This window comes from Sulfurospirillum diekertiae (assembly GCF_011769985.2).
Classification (GTDB): Bacteria; Campylobacterota; Campylobacteria; order Campylobacterales; family Sulfurospirillaceae; genus Sulfurospirillum; species Sulfurospirillum diekertiae.
Window position 1 is genome coordinate 2,369,979 of record NZ_CP039734.2, and the last position, 21,430, is coordinate 2,391,408.

The following is a 21,430-nucleotide window of genomic DNA, read 5'->3' on the forward strand; positions in this document are numbered from 1 at the left end:
ATAAAAAAGAAGTGTTGCGCAAGTGTTGTTTTTTCTCTTTCAGAAAGAGTGTGAATGTTTATTTTTTAATCATTGGCAGATTTTAGCGATTTTACCAAAATCAAAACGCTCCAATGCTTCTTGAATTTTTTGCGTAAATTCCTCACTTAGCGTATGCTGAGCAAGAAGCGTTTGAATCATCTCTCCATCCAACCTCATGGAAGCATCCACAAACTGTTTTAAGAGGAGAGGATCAAGACTTTGTTGTACATCTTCGTTTACATGTAAAGGTTTAGACTCTTGCGATGCGTACACCACCGCAAGATGGAGTGCATTGGCAAGTTTTGTCACTAAAGCGTATTCATCAATCGGTTTTTGTAAAAAGTCATGTGCTCCAACGCTTAGGGCTTCTTGCTTATCTTCCGAAAAAACATGGGCGGAGACAATGATAATAGGAATATGCTTGGTTACAGCAGAGACTTTCAGACGCTTTGTGGCTTCTAATCCATCGAGTTTTGGCATCAAGATATCCATAAAAATCAAATCAACGGAATGCAAAGTAGCCTGTTCTATTGCTTCCAAGCCATCACTTGCTTCTAAAAGATTAAAAGAAAATGGCTCTAAAATTTGACGAATAAGAAAGCGGTTTTGAGGCATATCATCAACGATCAAAATTGTTTTTTGAGTATCACTGATAAGCGCTTGAATCGGTTGTTCTTTTACATGTAACGTTGGCTCTTCTAAAGGAATCTCGCCGTCAACCCAAAAACGAAACGTGCTTCCCTTCCCAAACGTACTTTCAAGCTCGATACTGCCTCCCATACGTTCAACCAACTCTTTGGTAATGGCAAGCCCCAATCCTGTTCCACTTTTACTGTACTTATCCGATTCAATTTGTTCGAATGGTTTGAAGATACTCTTTGTATATTTTTCGTCGATTCCAATACCGGTATCGCGTACAAAAATCTTTAATTGGTTCTGTGAAAAGTTTACATGTAAAAGAATAGAGCCATCTTCTGTGAACTTAACTGCATTACCCAAAAGGTTGATAATAATCTGCCTTAGCCTTTGTTCATCACAGATAATCCAACGAGGAACGCTCGGATCAAGTTCAATCTGAAATGCCAACCCTTTATCCTCACAACGGCTTTGAAACATCTGTTGAATCGTTGCAATGCTTTGATAAAAATCAAAGGTCGTTGGTTTAATATAAATCTTCCCCGCTTCAATTTTAGAGAGTTCTAAAATTTCATTAATGAGTTCTAGCAGATGTTTTCCACTGTTTTCAATAATCATGGCATTCTCTTTTTCCACGGCACGAAGATGTGAAGACTGACATAGCAGTGTCGCAAAACCCAAAATTGCATTAAGCGGTGTGCGTAGCTCATGGCTCATATTTGCTAAGAAAACCGATTTGGAGTGATTGGCAGCTTTGGCTTCTTCGGTGGCTTTTTTCAGGGTTTCTTCGTAGCGTTTGCGCTCTGTTATGTCGCTAAAAACAACAACCGCACCTTCAATGTAGCCTTTTTTATTTAACATCGGCGTACTCACATAATCAATAGGGAAAAACACACCCTCTTTTGTTGCAAACTGCATATCAGCTATTTTTTCAAGCATCATACGCTGCGTATAGGTAGATTTTTGATTCATTTTTTCAGAATCAGTCATTTCATAAAGGTATTTTCCAATTAACGTTTCTTGATGCTCATAGCCTAAAAGGCTACACCCCATAGGATTGATAAATTCAATACGCCCTTTTGCATCCAACCCAAAGATACCTTCTGCTGCCAAATCTAAAAGTGATTTATTTTTCTGCTCGCTTTCGATGAGTTTCATAGCATTATCTTTAAATATGGTCATCGTATCGATCATCTCTCCCACTTCATCATGATTTTTATATGTGGGTATAACCGTATCCATATCGTTTTTTGCCAATTGTAGCATTGCGTTTTTAAGTGTCTCTAAGGGATCAATGATGCGCGATAAAATAATAGTGAATGAAAAAAGAACTAAAACAATTAACGCAATAATGACAAAACTGACATAAGTTTCTAATTTTTTAACCCGCTCATGTGCCTCTAAAATTCGTGCTTTTGTCCGTTTTTCAAACGCTTCTAAAAAATGATCAATCGGCTTCATAATCATTATTTTAGCTTTGTGGTATTCATCCGAATGCATAATGCTACGAGCCAAGGCAGGATCAGGTTCTTTGTGCACGGTATAGTTGCCATCTTTATCTTCAAAAATGCCCACAAGTGCATTCATCGCTTTTGTTTCAAGATAGGTTAACTGGTCTGATTTAGCTTTTGAATCATAGAGTAAATCTAACTCTTTTTGTTCAAAACCCGCTTCTTTCATCAATGTTTTAAGGGATATCGCATTACCATCAAACACAGGTTCGCTACCATCTAATGTATAAAAATCCCAGAAAATACGATTGTAGTTTTTAGGCCTCGGTATTAAGCCATCACGAATATCCAAAATTGTTTGAAATTGCTTTTTAAACATCATTTTACCCGTCACGATATAGGTGCGAGCAACGCGCGTTAAATCATCGGAACTTTGACGTAATTCATTGGCAAGTACAAAAGATTTATGTTGCATTTTGTAAGCAGATTCGAGTTGCAGAATAGCTTGATTGTAATCATTGATAATAAAAACAACAAAGCAAAGGAACAACGTATTGATGAAGAAGAGAACAATAAAAAGCTTTTTGAGTTTCATCGTTTAACCTTGAATTCATGTAAATGACTTATAATAACCAAATCCTAATCCAAAAAGCACCCATTATCATGGATAAAAAATATACAATCTTAATTATTGACGATCAACCCGAAAATCTCCACTATTTACGGCGTATTCTTATCCAAGAGGGATACGATATCAAAGCCACTTCGGATGGTTACATGGCGATAGAAGCAACCAAATGGAATATCCCTGATCTTATTTTACTTGATATTAAAATGCCCATCATTGATGGCTTTTCCGTTTGCAAACTGCTCAAAAAGAATCAGCTCCTCGAAGAAATTCCTGTCATCTTTATCAGTGCCTTGGATAATATGGAGTATAAAATACATGCCTTTGAAGAAGGGGGTGTTGATTATATCACCAAACCCTTTGAACCTAAAGAAGTTTTAGCACGCGTTAAAACACAATTGCAAATTCATCAAAATAAATTAATGATTAAAAAGCTTTTGCAGCACCAAGATATTTTTATCAAAAAAATTATGCACGAGATCAACACACCTTTAAGTATTATTTCACTGAATAGTGATGCTCTAGAAAGAGTTTTAGGAGAAAGAGATGAACTCAATGCTATCAAAGCATCCACCAAAACGCTTTCATCTATTTACAGTGACCTTTCGTATTTAGTAAAAAAAGAGTCACGCCACTATGAAACAAAAGAGATTTTCGTGCTTCCTTTTTTGGCATCTCGCATTAGCTTCTTCAATGAAATAGCTCGTATCAAAAATGTACATATCAACTTTGAATATTCCAATGAATTCACAATCATCATCAATGAATATGAGTTAGAGCGTATTATTGATAACACACTTTCCAATGCCATTAAATATTCTAAACCTAATCAAAGCATTGATGTTTTTATGGGAGACTATGAACAAAAGCAAATTATAAAAATTCAAGACCATGGTATGGGAATTGAAGAGGGAGTTGATATTTTTATGCCTTTTTATCAGCAATCCATTGCCAATATTGGTTTAGGACTTGGCTTAACTATCGTCAAAGAAATTTGCAATAAATACGCAATTACAATTGATGTGTCAAGTCAAAAAAATAATGGCACGACCTTTTTATATGATGTGAGTGTACTAAGTCAGAAAGTGAACAATTAATGAAACTTCTTTTACTTGAAGATGATGTAGCACTGAATAAAATCATCAAACAACTCTTGGAACAGCAAAATTATGTAGTAGAAAATTTTTTAGATGGATATAGCGCTTTAGACAAAATTATCCATAGTAGTTATGATATCTATATTTTAGACATTAATGTGCCAGGATTTGATGGTCTTCAAATGCTCGAATTTATCCGCAATCAACACCAATCCCTTCCTGTAATTATCATCAGTGCATTTTCAGATATTGACAACATCAAAAAAGCCTATGATTTAGGGTGTAATGACTATCTGAAAAAACCTTTCACCATTGAAGAACTGCTTGTACGCATTCGCTACCTTATTAAACAACGTTATCCAACGCAAAGCACCTCTACCGTAATACTATTTGGCAATGGTTTTGGCTTTGATGTTGAAAAGCAACAACTTCTCAAAGCTGGTCATGAAATCACATTGACCTATAAGGAAAAATTGCTGCTAGCCTTGTTGATCCAACATCTTAATCAAACAGTATCCATTCAGACTATCCGTGAGTATGTTTGGGATGGCAAAGAGTTGGAAGCCGTTTCTATTCGCTCAATTATTTTCAAATTGCAACAAAAACTTTCTAATGGTATGATTGTTAATGTCAGAAGTGTAGGCTATAAGCTTATTTCAATGCAGTACTGAGATGCATTATGATGGGTCGCGGTAATAAAGCTTCGTTTTGTCTCTCTGGTACGAGCTATACAATTTTTGAAACTCTTTAAACACTTTAGCAGAATAAGGATTGTCATCAATCTTGCCGTTATACGCGTTAATAGCATCTTTGTTATTTTTGTGTCTCGCAAAACAGGTTGCTAAAATGTAAGCTCCCACTTGTATGTTGATCTTGGGATCAAAAAGGTCGTAGAGTGAAATATTGGCTCTATCCAATAAAGGTTTATGAATCGAGTTGATCTGCATAATGCCCATGTCAAAACGCGGGTAGTTATGGGTGTAGAGAAAATGCACCACATGACTGGCTTCATACTTATTTTTACTCTTAATGGCAATGACTTGAGAATACTGTTTACTCTCAATCCCTTTTTGTCTTAAAAAAGTACTGAGTTCTTGCGCTTGCTGTGGAGTCATTTTATTGGCGCTAAAGGCTACCACGTAGCGATCAAGGTCACTTTCGACTTTGGCGATGGAGTATAAAAGACGTGGTTCAATGCCGTAAATTTGCCCCACTTTTACCCAAATATTTTCGCCCGTATTGGGCTGTGCTGCCCATAAAAAAAGAGGAAAAAGGGTTAGTACAATCATGCGTAACATTTTAAGCCTCCTCTTTTTCTAAACTTTGTTTCATTATAAATGAAGCAAACTTTATTCTCTATAAAGACTCTTTTCTTGCGCCATTGGCACTCTTTTGGACCTGTGTGACGCACATCAAACGTATTAGATTTTGTAGATTTTTATCTATTTCGTTAAGGTAGTATTTAAAAAATATTAATTTTGATCCTATAGACTACGGTTAAGAAAAAAATCAAAAAAGGTGATAATGTGGAAAACACACTTCAAGCCATTAAACAAGAGATTAAGAAGGTGATCGTTGGACAAGAAGAACTTGTGGATGCCATGCTCATAGGTCTACTCAGTGGTGGGCATATTTTGGTCGAAGGTGTACCGGGGCTTGCCAAAACGACAGCGATTAATGCGCTCTCAAAAGCACTAGGACTGGATTTTAAACGGGTGCAATTTACGCCTGATTTATTGCCAGCCGATGTCATTGGAACGGAGATTTACGACCAAAAAAATGGTGATTTTAAAATCAAGCATGGCCCTATTTTTACCAATCTTCTCTTAGCCGATGAGATTAACCGAGCGCCTGCTAAAGTGCAATCTGCCCTTTTGGAAGCGATGCAAGAGAAACAAGTGACCATCGGCGATGAGAGTTTTACCCTCTCGCTTCCCTTTTTAGTCATGGCAACGCAAAATCCGCTCGAACACGAAGGCACATACCGTTTGCCCGAAGCGCAACTGGATCGTTTTTTGATGAAAATCATTGTGGGCTATAACAGTTTTGAAGAAGAGATGGAAGTGGTCAATCGTGTCGTACAACGAGGATTTGAGAGCATTGTCAAAGTGGCTGATGCCCAAGACATCTTGCATCTTCAACAGCAACTCTCCACCATCCACATCGATGAAGCCTTGCAAAGGTACATGCTGCAAATCATCTTTGCCACGCGCTCACCTAAAGCGTATGGACTGGAATCCTTAGAAACGTATATTCATTTTGGGGCGAGTCCTAGAGCCTCCATTGATCTGCTTAAAGCCTCTAAAGCGCTAGCACTGATTCGTGGCAAAGATTATGTCTCTCCCTATGATGTGGCAGAGGTGGTATCGGGGGTATTACGTCACCGCATTATCTTAAATTACCAAGCTGAAGCAGAAGATATCAGCGTGGATTTTATCATCAAAAAAATCATGCAGACGATCAAAGTACCGTAAAGGTATCATGATGCAGACTCAAAAAGCCATCTTGGTTAAAACCAAGCGGAAGATTTTCGCACTCCACTCAGGCAATCACCCCTCCATTTTTGAATCACGAGGGATTGATTTTAGAGAGATCAAAGAGTACACCTTTGGCGATGAAATACGCAAAATCAACTGGAAAGTGACCGCACGTGAGCAAAGTCCTTATGTCAACCGCTTCAACGAAGAGCGCGCTTTAAATGTATTGGTCGTTTTTTTAGTGAGCGGAAGCATCTACTTTGGAACGCAAAAACTCAAACAAGAGAGCATGGCAGAAGTACTATCCGCCCTCTCCTTTGCAACACTGCATCAGAGTGATTACTTAAGTACGCTCTTTTTTAGTGATAAAGAGGAGTTTTTTCACGCTCCCACCAAAAACATGGGCTCGTTGGAACGCCTTTTGGATGTGGCCTTAACGCTCAATCCCCTTTCCAAAACCGTGGACTACACAGCGCTTAATACCTACGTGATGAACCGCATCAAACGCAAATCGCTCATGTTTGTCATTGGTGATTTTTACGGCGATGTGGATTTGAGCGCGTTGATGGCACGCAATGAAGTTTATGCCATTATGGTGCGCGACCACTTTGAGGAGTCCCCCAAATTGCAAGGTGAGCACACGCTCATCGACCCTAATACGATGCACCAGAGCTCTTTTTCACTAAGTGGTTCACAACTCAAAGCTTACGCCAAAAAGATGGAAGAGCAAGACGCTCGAACCATCGCGCATTTTAAAAAACATAAAATCAAACACACCAAACTCTATACGGATGAAGAGCCGTATGAGAAGTTGTTTGAACTTTTTAGGGGTTAAGATGGAGCAATTACGTGATATTAAAGGCTTGGTTGAAATTCCTTTTCCCACGCTTTGGCTCATCATCGCAGCTCTTGCCTTGGTGTGCCTTCTGCTTCTTGGAGCATCTCTTTGGTACCGTTCCCATCAGCGCAAAAAAGCACACAGTGTGAGAGCAAAAGCACTTCTTGCGTTGAAGCAGATGGACTTTAGCGATGCCAAAGAAGCGGCGTACTGTTTTACCCACAATGGGTACCTAGTACTGGGCGAAAACTCTTTACATGTAAAGAATTTTGAGACGATTGTGCAAGACCTAGAAGCGTACAAATTTAAAAAAGAAGTTCCTTCGTTGGATGAAGCGATGACGCGTCGTATGCAAGCGTTTATCAAAGAGGTTTCCCATGTTTAGTTTTGAATACCCTTACGCGTTTGCGCTTTTACTCCTCTTTTTCGCTGGCTTCAAGTGGTTTAAAATGCGAAGCTCTATTTTGATTTTTCCCAATCTACCGCTCCTTCAACAGGTCGAACACAAAGGCGGTTATGCAAGACTGATCAGCAAATACCTAGCCATTTTTGCGCTTGTTACCGCTCTTGCTTCGCCTATCATCAAAGATGAGACGATTATTCAGCATGGCAAAGGGTATGAGCTCTCGTTGATTTTAGATGTGAGCGGTTCGATGCATGAGAGCAATAAAATAGGCATCGTCAAATCCATCGTTCAAGAGTTCATCGAAGCGCGCAAAGACGATAAATTAGCCCTCAGTGTTTTTGGCGATTTTGCGTACGTGGCAGTCCCTCTGACCTTTGATAAATCCAGTTTGCTCGACCTGCTCAGTCGCCTTGATGCAGGTGTTGCAGGGGTGCATCAAACCGCACTCTATGAAGCGCTTTATCTCAGCAGTAACATCTTTAAAACCTCGACCTCTAAAAATAAAATTGCGATTTTACTCACTGACGGTATGGATAACGCTGGCACGATTCCCATTGATGTCGCCATTCGCACCGCGCAAAAATACCACATCAAAGTCTACACCATAGGCGTTGGTGGCTCAAACGACTACAATCCAACGGTCTTGCAAACCATCGCCAAAGAGACGGGCGGCATCTTTTTTGAAGCCAATTCCAAACAACGCTTGGAGGAGATTTACCATCAAATTGACAGCCTTGAGAAAAGTGAAATTACCGCCGACAAGTACGTTAAAAAAGAGTACTTTTTTCAGTATTTTCTCATAGGATCCCTTGTATTTATGGGACTTTATATGATACTTTCCAACAAGGAGTAAGGTGTGGAATTTTTAAATCCAGAAGCTTTTTGGGCACTCTTAGCACTGCTACCCTTCAGTTATTTTCTCACACGTCGCAGCAGCAGTCTAGAGTCACTCTTTGCCCCTGAAATCTTTGCCAAAATTAGCTTTTCACGCCAAAGTATTTCGAGGCGTTCGCGCAATGTGTTGATGCTTTTGGCGATGAGTTTTGTCATTATCGCTCTTGCTCGCCCCGTTCTCAAGGAAGGCGAAATCACCGTCGATACCACGTCAATAGATGTCGTTGTGGGCTTTGACCTCTCCGCTTCCATGTTCAGCGATGATGTTTACCCCAGCCGTTTTGCGCTCGCTCAGCAAAAATTTGATGATCTTTTAAATGTCTTTCCTGAAGCCAATGTCGCGGTGATCGGTTTTAGTTCACAAGGCTTTTTGGTCGCTCCACTCAGTCGAGACTTTCACACCTTGCGCTTTTTGGTCGAACACATGAATGCTCGCTCGGTATCGCAAAAAGGAACCAATATCCTCTCCGCCCTTCAAAGTGCGGAAAACTTGATGAAAGAGAGCACACACAAAGCGTTGATTTTACTCACTGATGGTGGCGATACGGAGACCTTTGACAAAGAGATCGCTTATGCAAAAACACACGGCATTAAAGTCTATGTTTATGCTATCGGTACGGAAAAAGGCGGTGCGATTAAGGGTGAAAATGGAATGCTCACCGATGCCAAAGGCAATGTCGTCATCACGCACCTCAACGAGTCGATCAAACAGCTTGCGCTTCAAAGCGATGGAGCCTACTTGCACTACTCGTTACGCCATGATGACATCAAAGCGATGGTGGAAGATATTCGCTCTAAATTTAAAAGCCATACCCGTAAGAGCGATACGATTCACGCCTATCAAGAGCTTTTTTACTACCCATTGATGTTCGGCATCCTCTTCTTGTTGTTGAGTTTGATTTCTTTACCACAAAGGAAAATTCATGGTTAAATCACTCCTTTTACTCATCGGATTGATAAGCATTACGCAAGCGGGGTTACTTGATTTTTGGAATGCAAATCAAGCCAAAGAGGCGTACGCAAAGGGCGATTATTCTAAAGCCTCATCCTTGTATCAAAGCCTAGATCAAACCAACGAGAACGCTGCGTACAATTTGGGCAATGCCTATTACAAAGAAAAAGCCTACGACAAAGCTTTAGAGGCGTATCAGCATGTTAAAGATCCAAAACTTTTGCCTCAAACCTTACATAACATGGGCAATAGCTACGCACAATTACACCAAAATGATCAAGCCATCAAAGCGTACGAATCAGCGCTCAAACTCAAAGAGGACAAAGACACACGGTTCAATTTGGAGCTCTTAAAAAAAGAGCAACAAAAACAAGACCAAAAACAGAATAATTCATCTGAAAACAATCAGAAAAAAGACAACCAACAAAAATCCTCGTCCAAAGAACAACCAAAAGACAGCAATACCTCTCAAAATTCAAGCAATTCTGAACCGCAACAAAGCGACAAACCTGCTCAACATGAGCCAAAAAATGCTAAAGACACCAACACTTCGGCGCAGCAACAGCCCACATCTTCCAAACCTGAAGAGAAGCCTTCGTCTGATACACATGATGCACAAAAGCACGATGCACCCAAAAAAGACGATACGAAAGATGAACAACAGGCGCAAGCGGCTCAAGCAGATGATGCTAGCGCACCTATTAGCAACCATGAAGAGCACCAATGGGACAAAATACTCAATCAAAGAGGGGTCAATACGTTGATGTTGCCGCTAAGCAACAAAGGAGAAAAAGATGATACTTCAAAACCTTGGTAAGATGGCGCTTCTTTGCGTCTGCTTCTGCGCGTTTCTTTTCGCAGACGCTTCCATTCGCGTCGATAAGATGGCGTTGTACCCAGGCGATGCCGTGACCTTTACCCTGAGTGCAGAAGGGAGTGATGTCACCTTTCCAAGCATCAGTTCGGTTGATGAGTTTCCCATTTTGGGCACATCCAGTGCCAACAGCATTCAGATGATCAATGGCGCTACCACCCGAAATATTTCACGCAGTTACACCTTTTCGCCAACGCACGATGTAACCATTCCTGCCTTTTCCGTTACGATAGCAGGCAAAGCGTACAGCACAGAGCCTCAAAAAATATCCGTTTTAACCCCCAAAGCCAGCAAGTCGGGTGAGCCTTTTGTGCTTGAGCTCAAAGCCGATAAAAAGAGTGCGTATGTGGGTGAGCCGATAAAGCTTAGCATGGTTTTCAAACAACAAGTAGGTGCAAAAGCCGATAAGGTCGAAGTGAGCGAGCTTTCACTCAAAGATTTTTGGGTTAAAAAAGAGGAAACACTGCATCAAAATGTCGAAGGCGAGTATGTCACCAAACAGTATGATTACGTGCTGTTTCCTAAAAAAACAGGCGACATTGAGATTCCTGCCATCTTTTCACGCGTCGGAACCGCGGTTAAAACAGACATGGGAGGTGGTGGACTGGATAGCTTTTTTAATGATTCACTGTTCGCTCCCATGCAAATCAAATGGAAACAGGTTTTCTCCAACGCGTTACATGTAAACGTAAAACCTTTACCTTCTAACACCTATCTCTATGGCGATTTTTCCATTGAAGCGAGTGTGGATAAAACGTCCACTGAGCCCAATAAGCCCATCAACCTGATTCTTCACATTAAAGGCAAAGGAAACATCGATGACATCGCCCAGTTCAATCCTTCCATCAACGATGTCGCCATTTATGCCGATGCCCCCAAAGTAGATGCTTCGTTAAACAAAGAGGATTATGAAGGCGAATTTAGCGAGCATATCGCATTGGTCTCCGATAAAGATTTCACGATTCCCTCGTTTGATCTCTCCTACTTTGATGCCAAAACGCATACCGTCGTCACTCAAAAAACCAAAGAAATCCCCATTCACATCATCGGTGCAGTGATAAAAAGTGCTCCTACGTTAGAGAAAAACAAAAGTAGCGAACCAACGGCAGAGCCTGCAACGTCTGATGAGCCGAAAAAACCCTTTTTATTTAAACCGTACATGAACGCTCTTTACGCAGCACTGGGCATTCTTTTCATTCTAGCCTTGGGTGTATGGTTCGCTCAAACCAAAAAAGCGCGCCCCATCTCACAAACACAGGCTTTAGCATCCGCGATTGATAAAGCCAAAAGTGATAAAGCCTTGTTCGATCTCTTGCTTCCTTATGCTAAAAAAGATGCGTTGATTGCGGAGATTTTAGCTAAACTCGAAGCCAATCTTTACGGTGGCGCACAGAACATTATCGACAAAAAAGAGCTCAAACGGTTCGTGGAAGAAAGAGCGATTGGGTAAAATTTTGAAGTTAAAATCGTTGCAAATATTTTTACATGTAAAGATATTTTGAGTGGCTTGGTAAATTTTTGTATAATTTTTTAATGATCAAGGAGCTACACATTGATGAATGACTTTATTTTGGGGTTGATCACTTTTCTAACATCCGTCCTTACAGGTGCGGTAGGAATGGGTGGTGGATTATTAATGATCGCTATTCTTCCATCCTTTTTACCACTCAACGCGCTTATCCCCGTTCATGGACTAACACAAATATCGAGCAATGTATCACGAGCCTATTTTGGACATAAAGATATTCAGTACAGTGTTGTCCCCAAATTCTTGATTGGTTCACTTATTGGTGTTGGCATCTTTGCTTTTTTACTCAATCTTATTACGATCAACTATATCCCATTATTCATTGGAACGTATATCTTGTTATCTTTATGGTCTCAAACCTTTAATGAGAAAATAAAAAAATATGAAAGCTACTACGTCATTGGATTTTTTCAATCAGGACTTTCAGTTGTTGTCGGCACAACGGGTCCACTTGCCATAACAAAACTCCTAAAAGAGTTTGAAGATAATGATAAAGTCGTTGCAACCTCCGCGGTGCTTATGAGCATTACGCATATTTTAAAAGCACTTGTCTATCTCAATTTTGGATTTATCTTTGCTGACTATCTTGGGATGATTTTCTTTATGATTGCCTGCTCTATTTTAGGCTCATACGTAGGTACAAAATTGAGGAATAAGATTGATGGTAAAAAATTATTCTTTGCATTGAGAATAGTGCTCTCTATTATGGCACTCAAATCAATTCTATCGATTTTTCAATAAAGTTCTTGCAAAGCCTACACCTATGCTGCTGTGGCACTAAATCTAGCCTCTTTTGAGACAGAAAGGCTTCTTATAAAACGCTAAGAAGCCTTTTTGCATGTTAATCTCTTATCTTTAAAAAAGCTGAAAGAGCGTAGTCTTTCACTACACTATACATCAATATTTCTTGTTTAGAATCTTTAAATTTTTGATTTTAGTATGCAGAAAATTAGGAGTTGAGGAAAGGGGATATTTACCCATTTTGATCTGTTTTGAAACTTTACATGTAAAGAAAGTTAAAAGTCTACCCCTAACCGATACCTAAGAAAATTCTTAATACAATAGAGAAATTTCTTAAAAGGAAAGACGATGTTTAAGTACCTTATCAACGTTCTCATTGGACTCAGTCTTTTTACAACCCTTGTAAATTCAGCAGAAAAACCACTCATCGTTGGCATGGAGTTGCAGTACCCTCCTTTTGAGATGAGTGATAAAGATGGAACGCCTAGTGGCGTAAGTGTCGATTTGGCAAAGGCACTTGGAAAATACCTTGGACGCGAAGTCACAATCGAAAATATCGCGTGGGATGGGTTGATTCCTTCACTCAAAACAGGGAAAATTGACCTCATTATCTCTTCAATGACGATCACGGATGAGCGTCAAAAAACGATTGATTTTTCGATTCCTTACGCGCAATCCAACTTGGCGATTTTAACCAACAAAACAAGCGGTGTGAAAAGCATTGAGGATTTAAACCAAAAGGGTAAAAAGATTGCTGTGAAAAAAGGTACAACGGGGCATCTTTATGCAAACCAATACCTCAAAAATGCTGAACTGTTAGTCTTTGACAAAGAAAATGCCGCAGTTTTAGAAGTGATCCAAGGCAAAGCGGATGGTTTTTTGTATGACCAGCTAACGATCTATAAAAACTGGGCTAATCATAAAGAGACAACCGTTGCACTGTTAAAACCGTTTCAAGAAAAGCCTGAGTATTGGGGTGCGGCTATTAAAAAAGGTAATGACACACTCAAAGAGCAAGTCAATGCGTTTATCAAACACGCTAAAAGCGACGGCACGTTTGATGCGCTATCGAAAAAGTATCTCACAGAGGCTAGAGCGACGTTCGATGCGCTTGGGATTCCATTTTTCTTTTAAGGCAAAACCATTTTACATGTAAACGATTTTTTCATCCAAGAGATTGACCAAAAAGAGAATGTAAAAAAAAATAAGAGCGTTTATGTCTTTAACTTTTTGGTTCTTTCTTGCATCATCATCGCTGTCTGTTATGGTATGTTTACCTCGGTCTCCTATGAGTTTCATTGGGAGAGCATCTACGCGTACAAACAAAAGTTTATTGATGGCTTTTTTATGACGATCGTTATCTCCTTTTTTGCCTTGATTTTAAGTCTTTTCATTGGAGTTTTTTTTGCGTATGGACAAAATTCTAAAGTGATTCTTTTGCGGTTTTTTTCGCGGTTTTATATCGAGCTTATCAGAGGAACACCACTTTTGGTGCAAATTTTGATCTTTTTCTATGTCTTTGCCAACAATCTTGGCTTTAACAATCGCTATATCGTTGGAACGGTGATTCTTGCGATGTTTTCAGGTGCTTATGTGAGTGAGATTATACGAGCAGGCATCCAAAGTATTCACAAAAGTCAGTACGAATCGGCTCAATCCCTTGGCTTTACCCCGTTTCAAACCTACCGTTATATCATTTTTCCCCAAGCGTACAAAAGGATCATCCCTCCACTTACGGGGCAATTCGCCTCCATCATCAAAGACTCATCCTTGCTTTCGATCATCTCGATCAGTGAGTTTACTATGAATGCCCAAGAGGTCAACGCTTATACTTTTTCAACCTTAGAGAGTTACATACCCCTAGCCATTGGGTATTTGATGCTCACCTACCCTATCTCCTTTTGGGCTAAAAAGCTTGAAGAGCGGATGAAAGACTAATCGGTTTTAAATCTTTACATGTAACGTGAAAGCGAGTAAGAAAAGTAGCCTTGCGCCACTTTTCTTGCTTTACTTTTTTACCAAGAATCGCTACTGGAATCACTCATGCTATCATCCGAAGAGCTATCATCCCATGAACTGTCATCGTTAATGCCAAAGTCATTGTCTCCAAAATCAGAAGAAGACGGTTGTGGGGTAGTGTCCACGGGGGGCGCAGTATGGGCTCCTGCGTTGGGCGTTGAGGCGTTGTTATTGGCAAAATGGTTAAACAACGCTTCACCTGCAGCCACACCAACGCCTGCGGCAAGTCCTGTCGCCAATCCTGAAGCGATGCCACTTCCCATTCCTCCACCTTGTGAACTGGAAGGATTCATAGGAGCGTTATTAGGATAGGGCGCGGTTGGAGGTGTTCCACCGTTCAAGCCATTGTTGGAAGGTGTAGACTTTCGGCTAAACGCTGATCGAATAAGGAAAACAAAGACAAGTGCACCTCCCCCAAAGAGCAATGCGGTTGTCCATGGAAAAGGTTTAGTGGAAGAAGATGCGCTTTGATGCTCATTAGAGAGAGTCTTAGGAGCACCCAAGAGTCCTAGCTTATCTTTAAGCGTTTGAATCGCTTGTGGTTTGGCAAAAGGCAATCCTGGCTCTAACTGCTCAGCAACGCTAAGTTCAGAACGCGCTTGCGTAATTTGACCTTGGGCTGAGAGTATTTCAGCATTGACAAAGTGTGCTTTGGCACTTTGTGGATGTGCTTTTAAAACCTCTTCAACCATTGTGTGTGCTTCACTGAGTTTACCCGCTTGCGCTGCTTCGTAAACTTGGTGTATCGTAGGCTCTGCATGTGCGAAACTCACCACGAAAATGAGAACCGTTAAAAATCCAAATATTTTTTTCACGACAACATTCCTTTAGAGGATAATATAATAGTGAAATAGTAACGCAATAGTTTTAATAGCGATTAAATAGACTTTTACGCATTATCTCTATGGCTTAAAGTTCTTTTGTTTTAGGTGTTCCAAACGCTTTAAACGTTATCAGCAATAACGGTGAGAGCAAGAGATCGGCAACAATGGCAACAAAGATTGTAGCGACAGTCAAAAGTCCAAATACAATGGTTGGAACGAAGTTGGATGTCACCAAAACCATAAACCCTATCACGGTTACGCCAGCGCAATAATACATAGGATTACCAACACTTGCATGCGATCTCACCATTGTGGCAACATAATCACCATCTTTTTTAAGTTCAGCTCTAAATCGCAGATAATAATAAACGGTATTGTTCATCGCCATATCAAAAGCAATGGCAGCAATGGTGATATTCATAATGTCCAGAGGTATTTTAAAGACACCCATAATTCCAAATACGATGCCAATAGGAATAATATTGACAACAATCGCAATAAGCCCTATTTTAACAGACCTAAATAAAAATAAGAACATCAATCCTAGTATAGATATGGTTTCACCTACGGTTAAAATCTGAGTTTGATAGAGGGATTGGAGCATATTATTGTATAAAACCATCATTCCCACAATATCAAAATCACTCTCTTTCAAGCCAATTTCTTTTTCCAATCCTGCTCTTATGGTATTGATTAACTCTTCGCGCCTGAGATCTTTTGAAGAATCTTTGATGCGTATGATAAATCGTGCCTCATCGTTTTCAATGTTAATATACGAATCTAAAAGCATATTTTTATCTTCTTCGGGAAGTGCTTTATAAAGAATTCCCAGTTCAAAACTGTCCAACCCTTGGCCATTTTTAATGATTTTCCCAACCCTTAAGAGTGTTGCAAGCGATGATACATTTCCAACATTATTCATGCTTTCAAGAAATGTTTGAATTTTTAATATTTCTTCCATCTTTTGGTCAGTAAACCAGTATTGCGCTTCACCGCTTTGTTTGTTAAACTCTTCTTCAAAACTATCAAGCACGCTAGGATCTGAACTTTTCTCCATAGATGCCTGTTTCTTAGGGAATCTTACGACCACTTCAAGGGGCGTTGTCCCTCCTAAGTTTTCATCAATTTTTTTCATACCTTGGTAGATTTCTGTTTTATCTCTAAAATAATTAATCATACTGTTTTCAACGATAAGCTGTGTTGTTCCAACGATGCTAAAAATGACAACAGCAAGTGAGCCCAGATAAATTGTTTTCGGATACGCTTTAACGGCATTGGCACACGCCAATGTTAATTTAGTAAATTTGTCATACGTTAAGACAGGAGCTTTTTTCTTCAAAGCCATCAACATTGCAGGTGAAAATATAATGGCAAAAAGGAAAGAGATACACGATGCCACGGCCATCATCCATCCAAAATTCATAACCGGAAGGATACCACTGCTGATAAGCGACATATACGCAACGATTGAACTACATACAACAAACGACATCGGTAAAACCATTTTTTCCATCGTAATGGCGATGATCTCTTTTTGCGATAACTCGGGATTTTTGATGTAGTTTTCACGGTAATTGGAGACAAGGTGGATGGACAAAGAGATCGCCATAATAAGCTGCATGGAGACAAAATTGGAAGAAATAACGGTGACTTCTAGCCCAAAAAGTGTGTAGAGTCCAGCGGTAATCACAACCGCAGAAAATGCCACCGTAACAGGGATCAATACATACCGTAACTGTCTAAAAATGATCCAAAGCACTAAGACCATAATGAGAATAACAGAGATACCATACGTTTTGATGTCATCTTTGACAAAGCTAATCATATCATCCGCAACCATCATAACGCCACCTAAAAAGAGCTGCCCGCTATCCTTATGCATATCGATAATATCTCTGACTTCTTTAATCACGCTATGTGATTTGTCCTTGACGACCTCTCTATACTCTTTAAACTCTTTTTGAATGTGTTTAAGTTGAAGAGATTCCTCTTTGGTGAGTTTTTCTACTTTTTGTTTATCCAGAAGCGCATTGCGAGCTTTGACAAACTCCATGTATTTTGTATCATCTTTTAAATTGATCAGAATGCCCGTTGTTTTAAAATCCGCACTGACAAGATTGTTTTTATAAATAGGGCTGGTTGTAAACTCCTCTTGCACCATAGTCTTATTAATATCTTTGCTTTCAAGCGTTCGTATGTCATCAATAAACTCTTTGATAGACCGAGGTGGACTCTCAAGCAGCGGAACATCCAAAATGCTCACAACACTTTTCACGCTATCCACTTTTAAAAGTGCCTCTTTAAGACTTCTGATCGTATTGAGACTCTTCTCAGAAAGCATAGGATCATTGGGAGAAAAGGAGATGACAAGATAGTCCGAACTGGTATAACGTTTGTGAATCTCTCTGGTAAGTTGAAGGTCTTTATCGTTTTCAAGGAGCAATGTTTCAGCGGAGGCATCTACACTGAGATGTACCGCAAAATACCCAAGGAACAGCGTCACTAAAAGCAAGATTGATAAAACGATTTTATGATTTTTGGTTATAAAGTCCGAATACATTTCTACATATTTTTCCACGAAAATTTTCCATTCAATTTTAATTTTTCAAGCGTTTTGTTGGATAATTTGGAATAACTACCGTTGAGTCTGCAGTATCGTTGCTTTTTCTCTCAAACATTTCGCTATTTTATTTGTTGAATTATATCTTTTTTCAAACACATTTCCTTAATTATGGTTTGATAAAGCACCAAATACAAGCATATCAATCCCCTATAAAGCTCTTTTTTACTTTGACTTCGTTAGAATAATTCACCTTTTGCGGGGGGTATGTGACTCTGGTGTGCACCACGGCCTTCAAAGCCGATTGGGTGGGCGGTTGACCGTCTGCTGGTAGGTTCGATTCCTACACCCTCTCGCCAACTCTCAAACACTACACAACTTTACGACAAACAATGGAACATTATGGGTGAAGAAAACAAAAAGAAGCCCTCATTAAAACGCTCAGTGGCACGGTTCAACTTAAAAGCTGAGCTCATTGAAAAATTTATTAACGACCATTTGATGCAATTAGATGACACAGATGCGATAGAAAGTGCGTTTGAAAGCTTTTGGGATGCCGAGAAAAAGAAGCCTATGAGTCTTTTTGCATTTAAAAATAACCTTAAATACATACTTTGACCATAGGTTATTACCTCCACTTTTAACACTATTTCACCTTTTACTATTTTTTTGAGTAGCTTCATTTCTTATGATACTGGCAAAGATACTATTGCTTTTGTTACAAATACAGAAAAATTTATTCCTATATATATTTAATTTTTAATATTAATATTAAAAGTTTATAAAAGTCATTTTCACGTCGTTTTCATCTGTTAAATTAAGGAGCATTTAAATAAAACTTTAAAAGGAGAAAAGTATGAGACTAGCTAAACTTAGCTTGGTGGCTATCGTAGTTGCTGGACTTGCATCGAGTGCATTTGCAGCTTCAACAACATTGGAGGACGCATTTAAAAATGGTAAAATAAGTGGTGAGCTTAGAGCTTACTATTTTAGTAAAACTGACAGTGCGGGCAACGATAGAGAAGATCTTTTCACGACAGGTATTTTGCTTAACTATAAAACAGATACATTCTATGGTTTGGGGGCTAATTTTACAGCGCAAGGTAACGCTTCACCATTTGCTACAGATGCGGGCAAAGCCAGATTTAATGGCGATGAATACGGCACGGGTGCTGTTCTTTCAGAAGCATATCTTTCATATACCCTCGGCAAAACAACTGCTCAAATTGGCCGTATGTTTATCGATACACCTCTTGTAAGTAGTAGTGGTTCAAGAATGACGAAAGAAGCATTTGAAGGTGTTACTGTCGTAAATACAGACCTACCAAATACAACATTAATTGCTGGTTATGTTCAAAAATTCCAATCTAGAACCGATGGTAAGGGTAATGTTGGTAAATTTACAAAATCATTTGCAACAGGTTCTGCAGATGCTGTTGATCTTGACAATGGTGCTTATACCTTAGTAGTTATCAACAAATCAATTCCTGGATTAACATTAACAGGTGCTTACGCCTATGCAGATGTCGAAGATGTAGATGGTATCCATTTAGGATATGTTGAAGCACTATATACAGGTAAAGCAGGTGATTTTGGGTATACCCTTGCTGCTCAAGACTATTACAATAGCTTCAAAAATGCCGCAGGATTTGCAGATGATTCAATCAATGCATATGGTCTTAAAGCAGGTTTGAGTTTTAAAGGTCTAAATGGTTATGTAGCATACTCTAAAACGAGCAATGACGATGTAGCTAGCGGTAATATTATTTCTGGATTAGGGAATGGTGCTGACCTACTTTATACCGATCCTGTTTTCTCTACTCCAGGATATCAAAAAAATACCGATACGTATGCTGTTGATTTAAATTACGATATTACAGCGGCAGCAAATGTTGGTGCCCGTTATGTAGAGTCTGATTTCAATGACAACACAAAAGGTTCATACACCTCTCTTTACGCTTCTTACAAATTTGACGGTGCTTTGAAAAACTTCAAATTAGGTGCTGAGTTTGAGTCTAAAGGTAAAGACAAAGATGGTGATCAATTGAGATTTAAAGCCAACTACAAATTCTAATTTTTTCTTTCTTAGCCCACTTCATTTTGAAGTGGGTTCCTTTTTAAATAGTCTATTCATGATTTATTCTTTTTCATTCTCCTGTTTCTCAGCCCCACTCCTTATAATATCTATACCGTACTTATCACGTAGTTTGGTCAGTTTCTCAGACAACCGTTTTGACTTCTCGTCCTCCTCTACATGTAAAAGGGAAAAGGTCTTGGTTTGTGAAGGCGTGATGAAGTTTGAAAGCGCCAAGCCTAAATGCAAAATTCCATAATGGGGGTGAGTGTCAAGTGATGAAAACATCTGAACAACCCACTCACGGTACAAACCCTCGCTAAAAGAGCGATCAAGCGTTTGGGAGCTTTTAGAGGAAATGCCATTTTCGTAGCGCAGATATAAATAATAAGTCGTTGGGTGCAAATCCAGCTTCGCAATCGTATACGAGAGATGACGTGAGAGTATAATCGCTCGGCGCAACACCTCATCACGGTTATGAATGACATGAAAATTGCGCGAAATGCCGATGGAACGACGATCTCGCTTGGTCACCACGGGTTCATTATCGACCCCGCTGATGCGCGCAAGCAAGTCTTTACCGATGGTGCCCCACGCGGAAACAAGCTTATGATGCTCCAACACCTCGCCCAAAGTTGCAATACCATAGCTTTCAAACTTTTTCTGAAGCACCCGCCCGATGCCAGGAAAGGTTGCAATGGGCATCAAAGAGATAAACGAAGCGATCTCATGTTGAGGAACTAACGTCAATCCATAGGGTTTGCGAAAATCTGTCGCAAGTTTTGCGATCCACTTGGAACTTGAAGCTCCAATAGAAATGGGCAGATCAAATTTCTCTAAAATCTCTTTTTGCAAGGAGGCAATAAAAGCATGTGTTGCTTCCTCTTTCACCCACCCTTTCAAATCGCCCCAAAACTCATCAATGCTGTACTGCTCCAAGATGGGGATTTTGGTCTGTAAAAAAGCTTTGAGTTTGGTGGAAAGCAGTTGATAAAAAAGATGGTCACTAGGTACAATGAGAAGCTTCGGGCACATCGCGAGTGCATCACGAAGCGAAGTGCCTGTTTTGATGCCGTACTTCTTTGCTTCGTAACTCTTCGCAATCACAATCCCATGAACACGCCCTTTTTCATCCATAAACTCGCTTTTCCACGCCTCTTTATCAAAGCTTGAAAATGTTTTTTTATGTTGAATGAGTCCATTGAAACCACCCACGGACTCGGTCATGACGCTTTCACTATCAAGCGTACTAAAGATTTTAGCATCACTACTTTTGCACACAACAACTGGCTTACCTTTCAAAAAAGGTGTCCTCGTTCGTTCAGCAGAGACAAAAAAACAGTCCAAATCCAGATGAATAATCACGCAAAACCTTTTTACATGTAAAGATAAAAACAGTATAGACGAATT

The 21,430-nt window shown here is 39.6% G+C and carries 19 protein-coding genes and 1 tRNA gene; 15 read left to right on the forward strand and 5 right to left on the reverse strand.

Annotation, left to right across the window (positions count from 1 at the left end; translation table 11 throughout):
* Positions 1-69 precede the first annotated feature (69 nt).
* On the reverse strand, positions 70-2,703 hold the full coding sequence (locus FA584_RS12170; protein ID WP_167749612.1) for a response regulator: 2,634 nt from the start codon (positions 2,701-2,703) through the stop codon (positions 70-72).
* A 68-nt stretch (positions 2,704-2,771) separates the two neighbouring features.
* On the opposite strand from FA584_RS12170, the gene FA584_RS12175 reads away from it, so the two are divergent.
* Together FA584_RS12175 and FA584_RS12180 are read left to right on the forward strand one after the other, a co-directional pair.
* Positions 2,772-3,833 carry a hybrid sensor histidine kinase/response regulator gene (locus FA584_RS12175; RefSeq protein WP_096047440.1) on the forward strand — a complete coding sequence of 354 codons (1,062 nt, stop codon included), beginning with the start codon at positions 2,772-2,774 and terminating at the stop codon, positions 3,831-3,833.
* Positions 3,833-4,504, forward strand: a complete 672-nt coding sequence (locus tag FA584_RS12180) for a response regulator transcription factor (RefSeq protein WP_167749613.1) — start codon at positions 3,833-3,835, stop codon at positions 4,502-4,504. The genes FA584_RS12175 and FA584_RS12180 overlap by 1 nt, the downstream gene beginning before the upstream one ends.
* Positions 4,505-4,510: 6 nt before the next feature.
* Here the strand turns inward: FA584_RS12180 and FA584_RS12185 are convergent, their stop codons facing one another.
* A complete protein-coding gene (locus FA584_RS12185) occupies positions 4,511-5,131 on the reverse strand; it encodes a lytic transglycosylase domain-containing protein (protein WP_167749614.1) in 621 nt (206 codons plus the stop codon).
* Between the two features lie 228 nt (positions 5,132-5,359).
* Between FA584_RS12185 and FA584_RS12190 the strand changes: the two genes are divergently transcribed.
* The 10 genes from FA584_RS12190 to FA584_RS12235 all read left to right on the forward strand — a co-directional run bounded on the left by FA584_RS12190 (position 5,360) and on the right by FA584_RS12235 (position 14,481).
* Positions 5,360-6,307, forward strand: coding sequence for an AAA family ATPase (locus tag FA584_RS12190; RefSeq protein ID WP_167749615.1), 948 nt, complete (start codon positions 5,360-5,362; stop codon positions 6,305-6,307).
* Positions 6,308-6,317: 10 nt separating this feature from the next.
* Positions 6,318-7,145, forward strand: a complete 828-nt coding sequence (locus tag FA584_RS12195; protein WP_167749616.1) for a DUF58 domain-containing protein — start codon at positions 6,318-6,320, stop codon at positions 7,143-7,145.
* Between the two features lies 1 nt (position 7,146).
* A complete protein-coding gene (locus FA584_RS12200) occupies positions 7,147-7,533 on the forward strand; it encodes a DUF4381 family protein (RefSeq protein WP_167749617.1) in 387 nt (128 codons plus the stop codon).
* A complete protein-coding gene (locus tag FA584_RS12205) occupies positions 7,526-8,407 on the forward strand; it encodes a vWA domain-containing protein (protein ID WP_167749618.1) in 882 nt (293 codons plus the stop codon). Before FA584_RS12200 ends, FA584_RS12205 begins: the two co-directional genes overlap by 8 nt.
* Positions 8,408-8,410: 3 nt before the next feature.
* The gene (locus FA584_RS12210; RefSeq protein WP_167749619.1) at positions 8,411-9,379 is read left to right on the forward strand and encodes a vWA domain-containing protein; all 969 of its coding nucleotides are present in this window, start codon (positions 8,411-8,413) and stop codon (positions 9,377-9,379) included.
* Positions 9,372-10,217 carry a tetratricopeptide repeat protein gene (locus FA584_RS12215; RefSeq protein WP_167749620.1) on the forward strand — a complete coding sequence of 282 codons (846 nt, stop codon included), beginning with the start codon at positions 9,372-9,374 and terminating at the stop codon, positions 10,215-10,217. Before FA584_RS12210 ends, FA584_RS12215 begins: the two co-directional genes overlap by 8 nt.
* Positions 10,195-11,724: a BatD family protein gene (locus FA584_RS12220; RefSeq protein WP_167749621.1), complete on the forward strand. Its 1,530-nt coding sequence runs from the start codon at positions 10,195-10,197 to the stop codon at positions 11,722-11,724. Before FA584_RS12215 ends, FA584_RS12220 begins: the two co-directional genes overlap by 23 nt.
* Positions 11,725-11,829: 105 nt before the next feature.
* Positions 11,830-12,543 carry a sulfite exporter TauE/SafE family protein gene (locus FA584_RS12225; RefSeq protein WP_167749622.1) on the forward strand — a complete coding sequence of 238 codons (714 nt, stop codon included), beginning with the start codon at positions 11,830-11,832 and terminating at the stop codon, positions 12,541-12,543.
* A gap of 348 nt (positions 12,544-12,891) precedes the next feature.
* The gene (locus tag FA584_RS12230; RefSeq protein WP_167749623.1) at positions 12,892-13,677 is read left to right on the forward strand and encodes a transporter substrate-binding domain-containing protein; all 786 of its coding nucleotides are present in this window, start codon (positions 12,892-12,894) and stop codon (positions 13,675-13,677) included.
* A gap of 135 nt (positions 13,678-13,812) precedes the next feature.
* Entirely contained in the window at positions 13,813-14,481 is a 669-nt protein-coding gene (locus FA584_RS12235) for an amino acid ABC transporter permease (RefSeq protein WP_167750644.1), read from the forward strand.
* A gap of 77 nt (positions 14,482-14,558) precedes the next feature.
* Here the strand turns inward: FA584_RS12235 and FA584_RS12240 are convergent, their stop codons facing one another.
* Positions 14,559-15,377, reverse strand: coding sequence for a tetratricopeptide repeat protein (locus tag FA584_RS12240; RefSeq protein ID WP_167749624.1), 819 nt, complete (start codon positions 15,375-15,377; stop codon positions 14,559-14,561).
* A gap of 94 nt (positions 15,378-15,471) precedes the next feature.
* Positions 15,472-17,964: an efflux RND transporter permease subunit gene (locus FA584_RS12245; protein ID WP_228448001.1), complete on the reverse strand. Its 2,493-nt coding sequence runs from the start codon at positions 17,962-17,964 to the stop codon at positions 15,472-15,474.
* A gap of 242 nt (positions 17,965-18,206) precedes the next feature.
* On the opposite strand from FA584_RS12245, the gene FA584_RS12250 reads away from it, so the two are divergent.
* From FA584_RS12250 to FA584_RS12260, 3 genes are all read left to right on the forward strand, one after another.
* A tRNA-Sec gene (locus FA584_RS12250) sits at positions 18,207-18,305 on the forward strand.
* Positions 18,306-18,348: 43 nt separating this feature from the next.
* Positions 18,349-18,564, forward strand: coding sequence for a type I restriction endonuclease subunit R, EcoR124 family (locus FA584_RS12255; protein ID WP_167749625.1), 216 nt, complete (start codon positions 18,349-18,351; stop codon positions 18,562-18,564).
* Between the two features lie 238 nt (positions 18,565-18,802).
* Positions 18,803-20,020, forward strand: coding sequence for an OprD family outer membrane porin (locus tag FA584_RS12260; RefSeq protein ID WP_167749626.1), 1,218 nt, complete (start codon positions 18,803-18,805; stop codon positions 20,018-20,020).
* A gap of 63 nt (positions 20,021-20,083) precedes the next feature.
* On the opposite strand, the gene FA584_RS12265 is transcribed toward FA584_RS12260, so the two are convergent.
* Positions 20,084-21,385, reverse strand: a complete 1,302-nt coding sequence (locus FA584_RS12265) for a DNA polymerase Y family protein (protein ID WP_167749627.1) — start codon at positions 21,383-21,385, stop codon at positions 20,084-20,086.
* Between the last annotated feature and the right edge of the window lie 45 nt (positions 21,386-21,430).

Excerpts from the sequence above, each read along its gene's own strand:
- FA584_RS12175 (WP_096047440.1), top strand. The coding sequence starts at position 2,772 with ATGGATAAAAAATATACAATCTTAATTATTGACGATCAACCCGAAAAT.
- FA584_RS12255 (WP_167749625.1), top strand. The coding sequence starts at position 18,349 with ATGGGTGAAGAAAACAAAAAGAAGCCCTCATTAAAACGCTCAGTGGCA.
- FA584_RS12215 (WP_167749620.1), top strand. The coding sequence starts at position 9,372 with ATGGTTAAATCACTCCTTTTACTCATCGGATTGATAAGCATTACGCAA.
- FA584_RS12180 (WP_167749613.1), top strand. The coding sequence starts at position 3,833 with ATGAAACTTCTTTTACTTGAAGATGATGTAGCACTGAATAAAATCATC.
- FA584_RS12220 (WP_167749621.1), top strand. The coding sequence starts at position 10,195 with ATGATACTTCAAAACCTTGGTAAGATGGCGCTTCTTTGCGTCTGCTTC.
- FA584_RS12230 (WP_167749623.1), top strand. The coding sequence starts at position 12,892 with ATGTTTAAGTACCTTATCAACGTTCTCATTGGACTCAGTCTTTTTACA.
- FA584_RS12260 (WP_167749626.1), top strand. The coding sequence starts at position 18,803 with ATGAGACTAGCTAAACTTAGCTTGGTGGCTATCGTAGTTGCTGGACTT.
- FA584_RS12200 (WP_167749617.1), top strand. The coding sequence starts at position 7,147 with ATGGAGCAATTACGTGATATTAAAGGCTTGGTTGAAATTCCTTTTCCC.
- FA584_RS12195 (WP_167749616.1), top strand. The coding sequence starts at position 6,318 with ATGCAGACTCAAAAAGCCATCTTGGTTAAAACCAAGCGGAAGATTTTC.
- FA584_RS12185 (WP_167749614.1), bottom strand. The coding sequence starts at position 5,131 with ATGTTACGCATGATTGTACTAACCCTTTTTCCTCTTTTTTTATGGGCA.
- FA584_RS12170 (WP_167749612.1), bottom strand. The coding sequence starts at position 2,703 with ATGAAACTCAAAAAGCTTTTTATTGTTCTCTTCTTCATCAATACGTTG.
- FA584_RS12225 (WP_167749622.1), top strand. The coding sequence starts at position 11,830 with ATGAATGACTTTATTTTGGGGTTGATCACTTTTCTAACATCCGTCCTT.
- FA584_RS12235 (WP_167750644.1), top strand. The coding sequence starts at position 13,813 with ATGTTTACCTCGGTCTCCTATGAGTTTCATTGGGAGAGCATCTACGCG.
- FA584_RS12205 (WP_167749618.1), top strand. The coding sequence starts at position 7,526 with ATGTTTAGTTTTGAATACCCTTACGCGTTTGCGCTTTTACTCCTCTTT.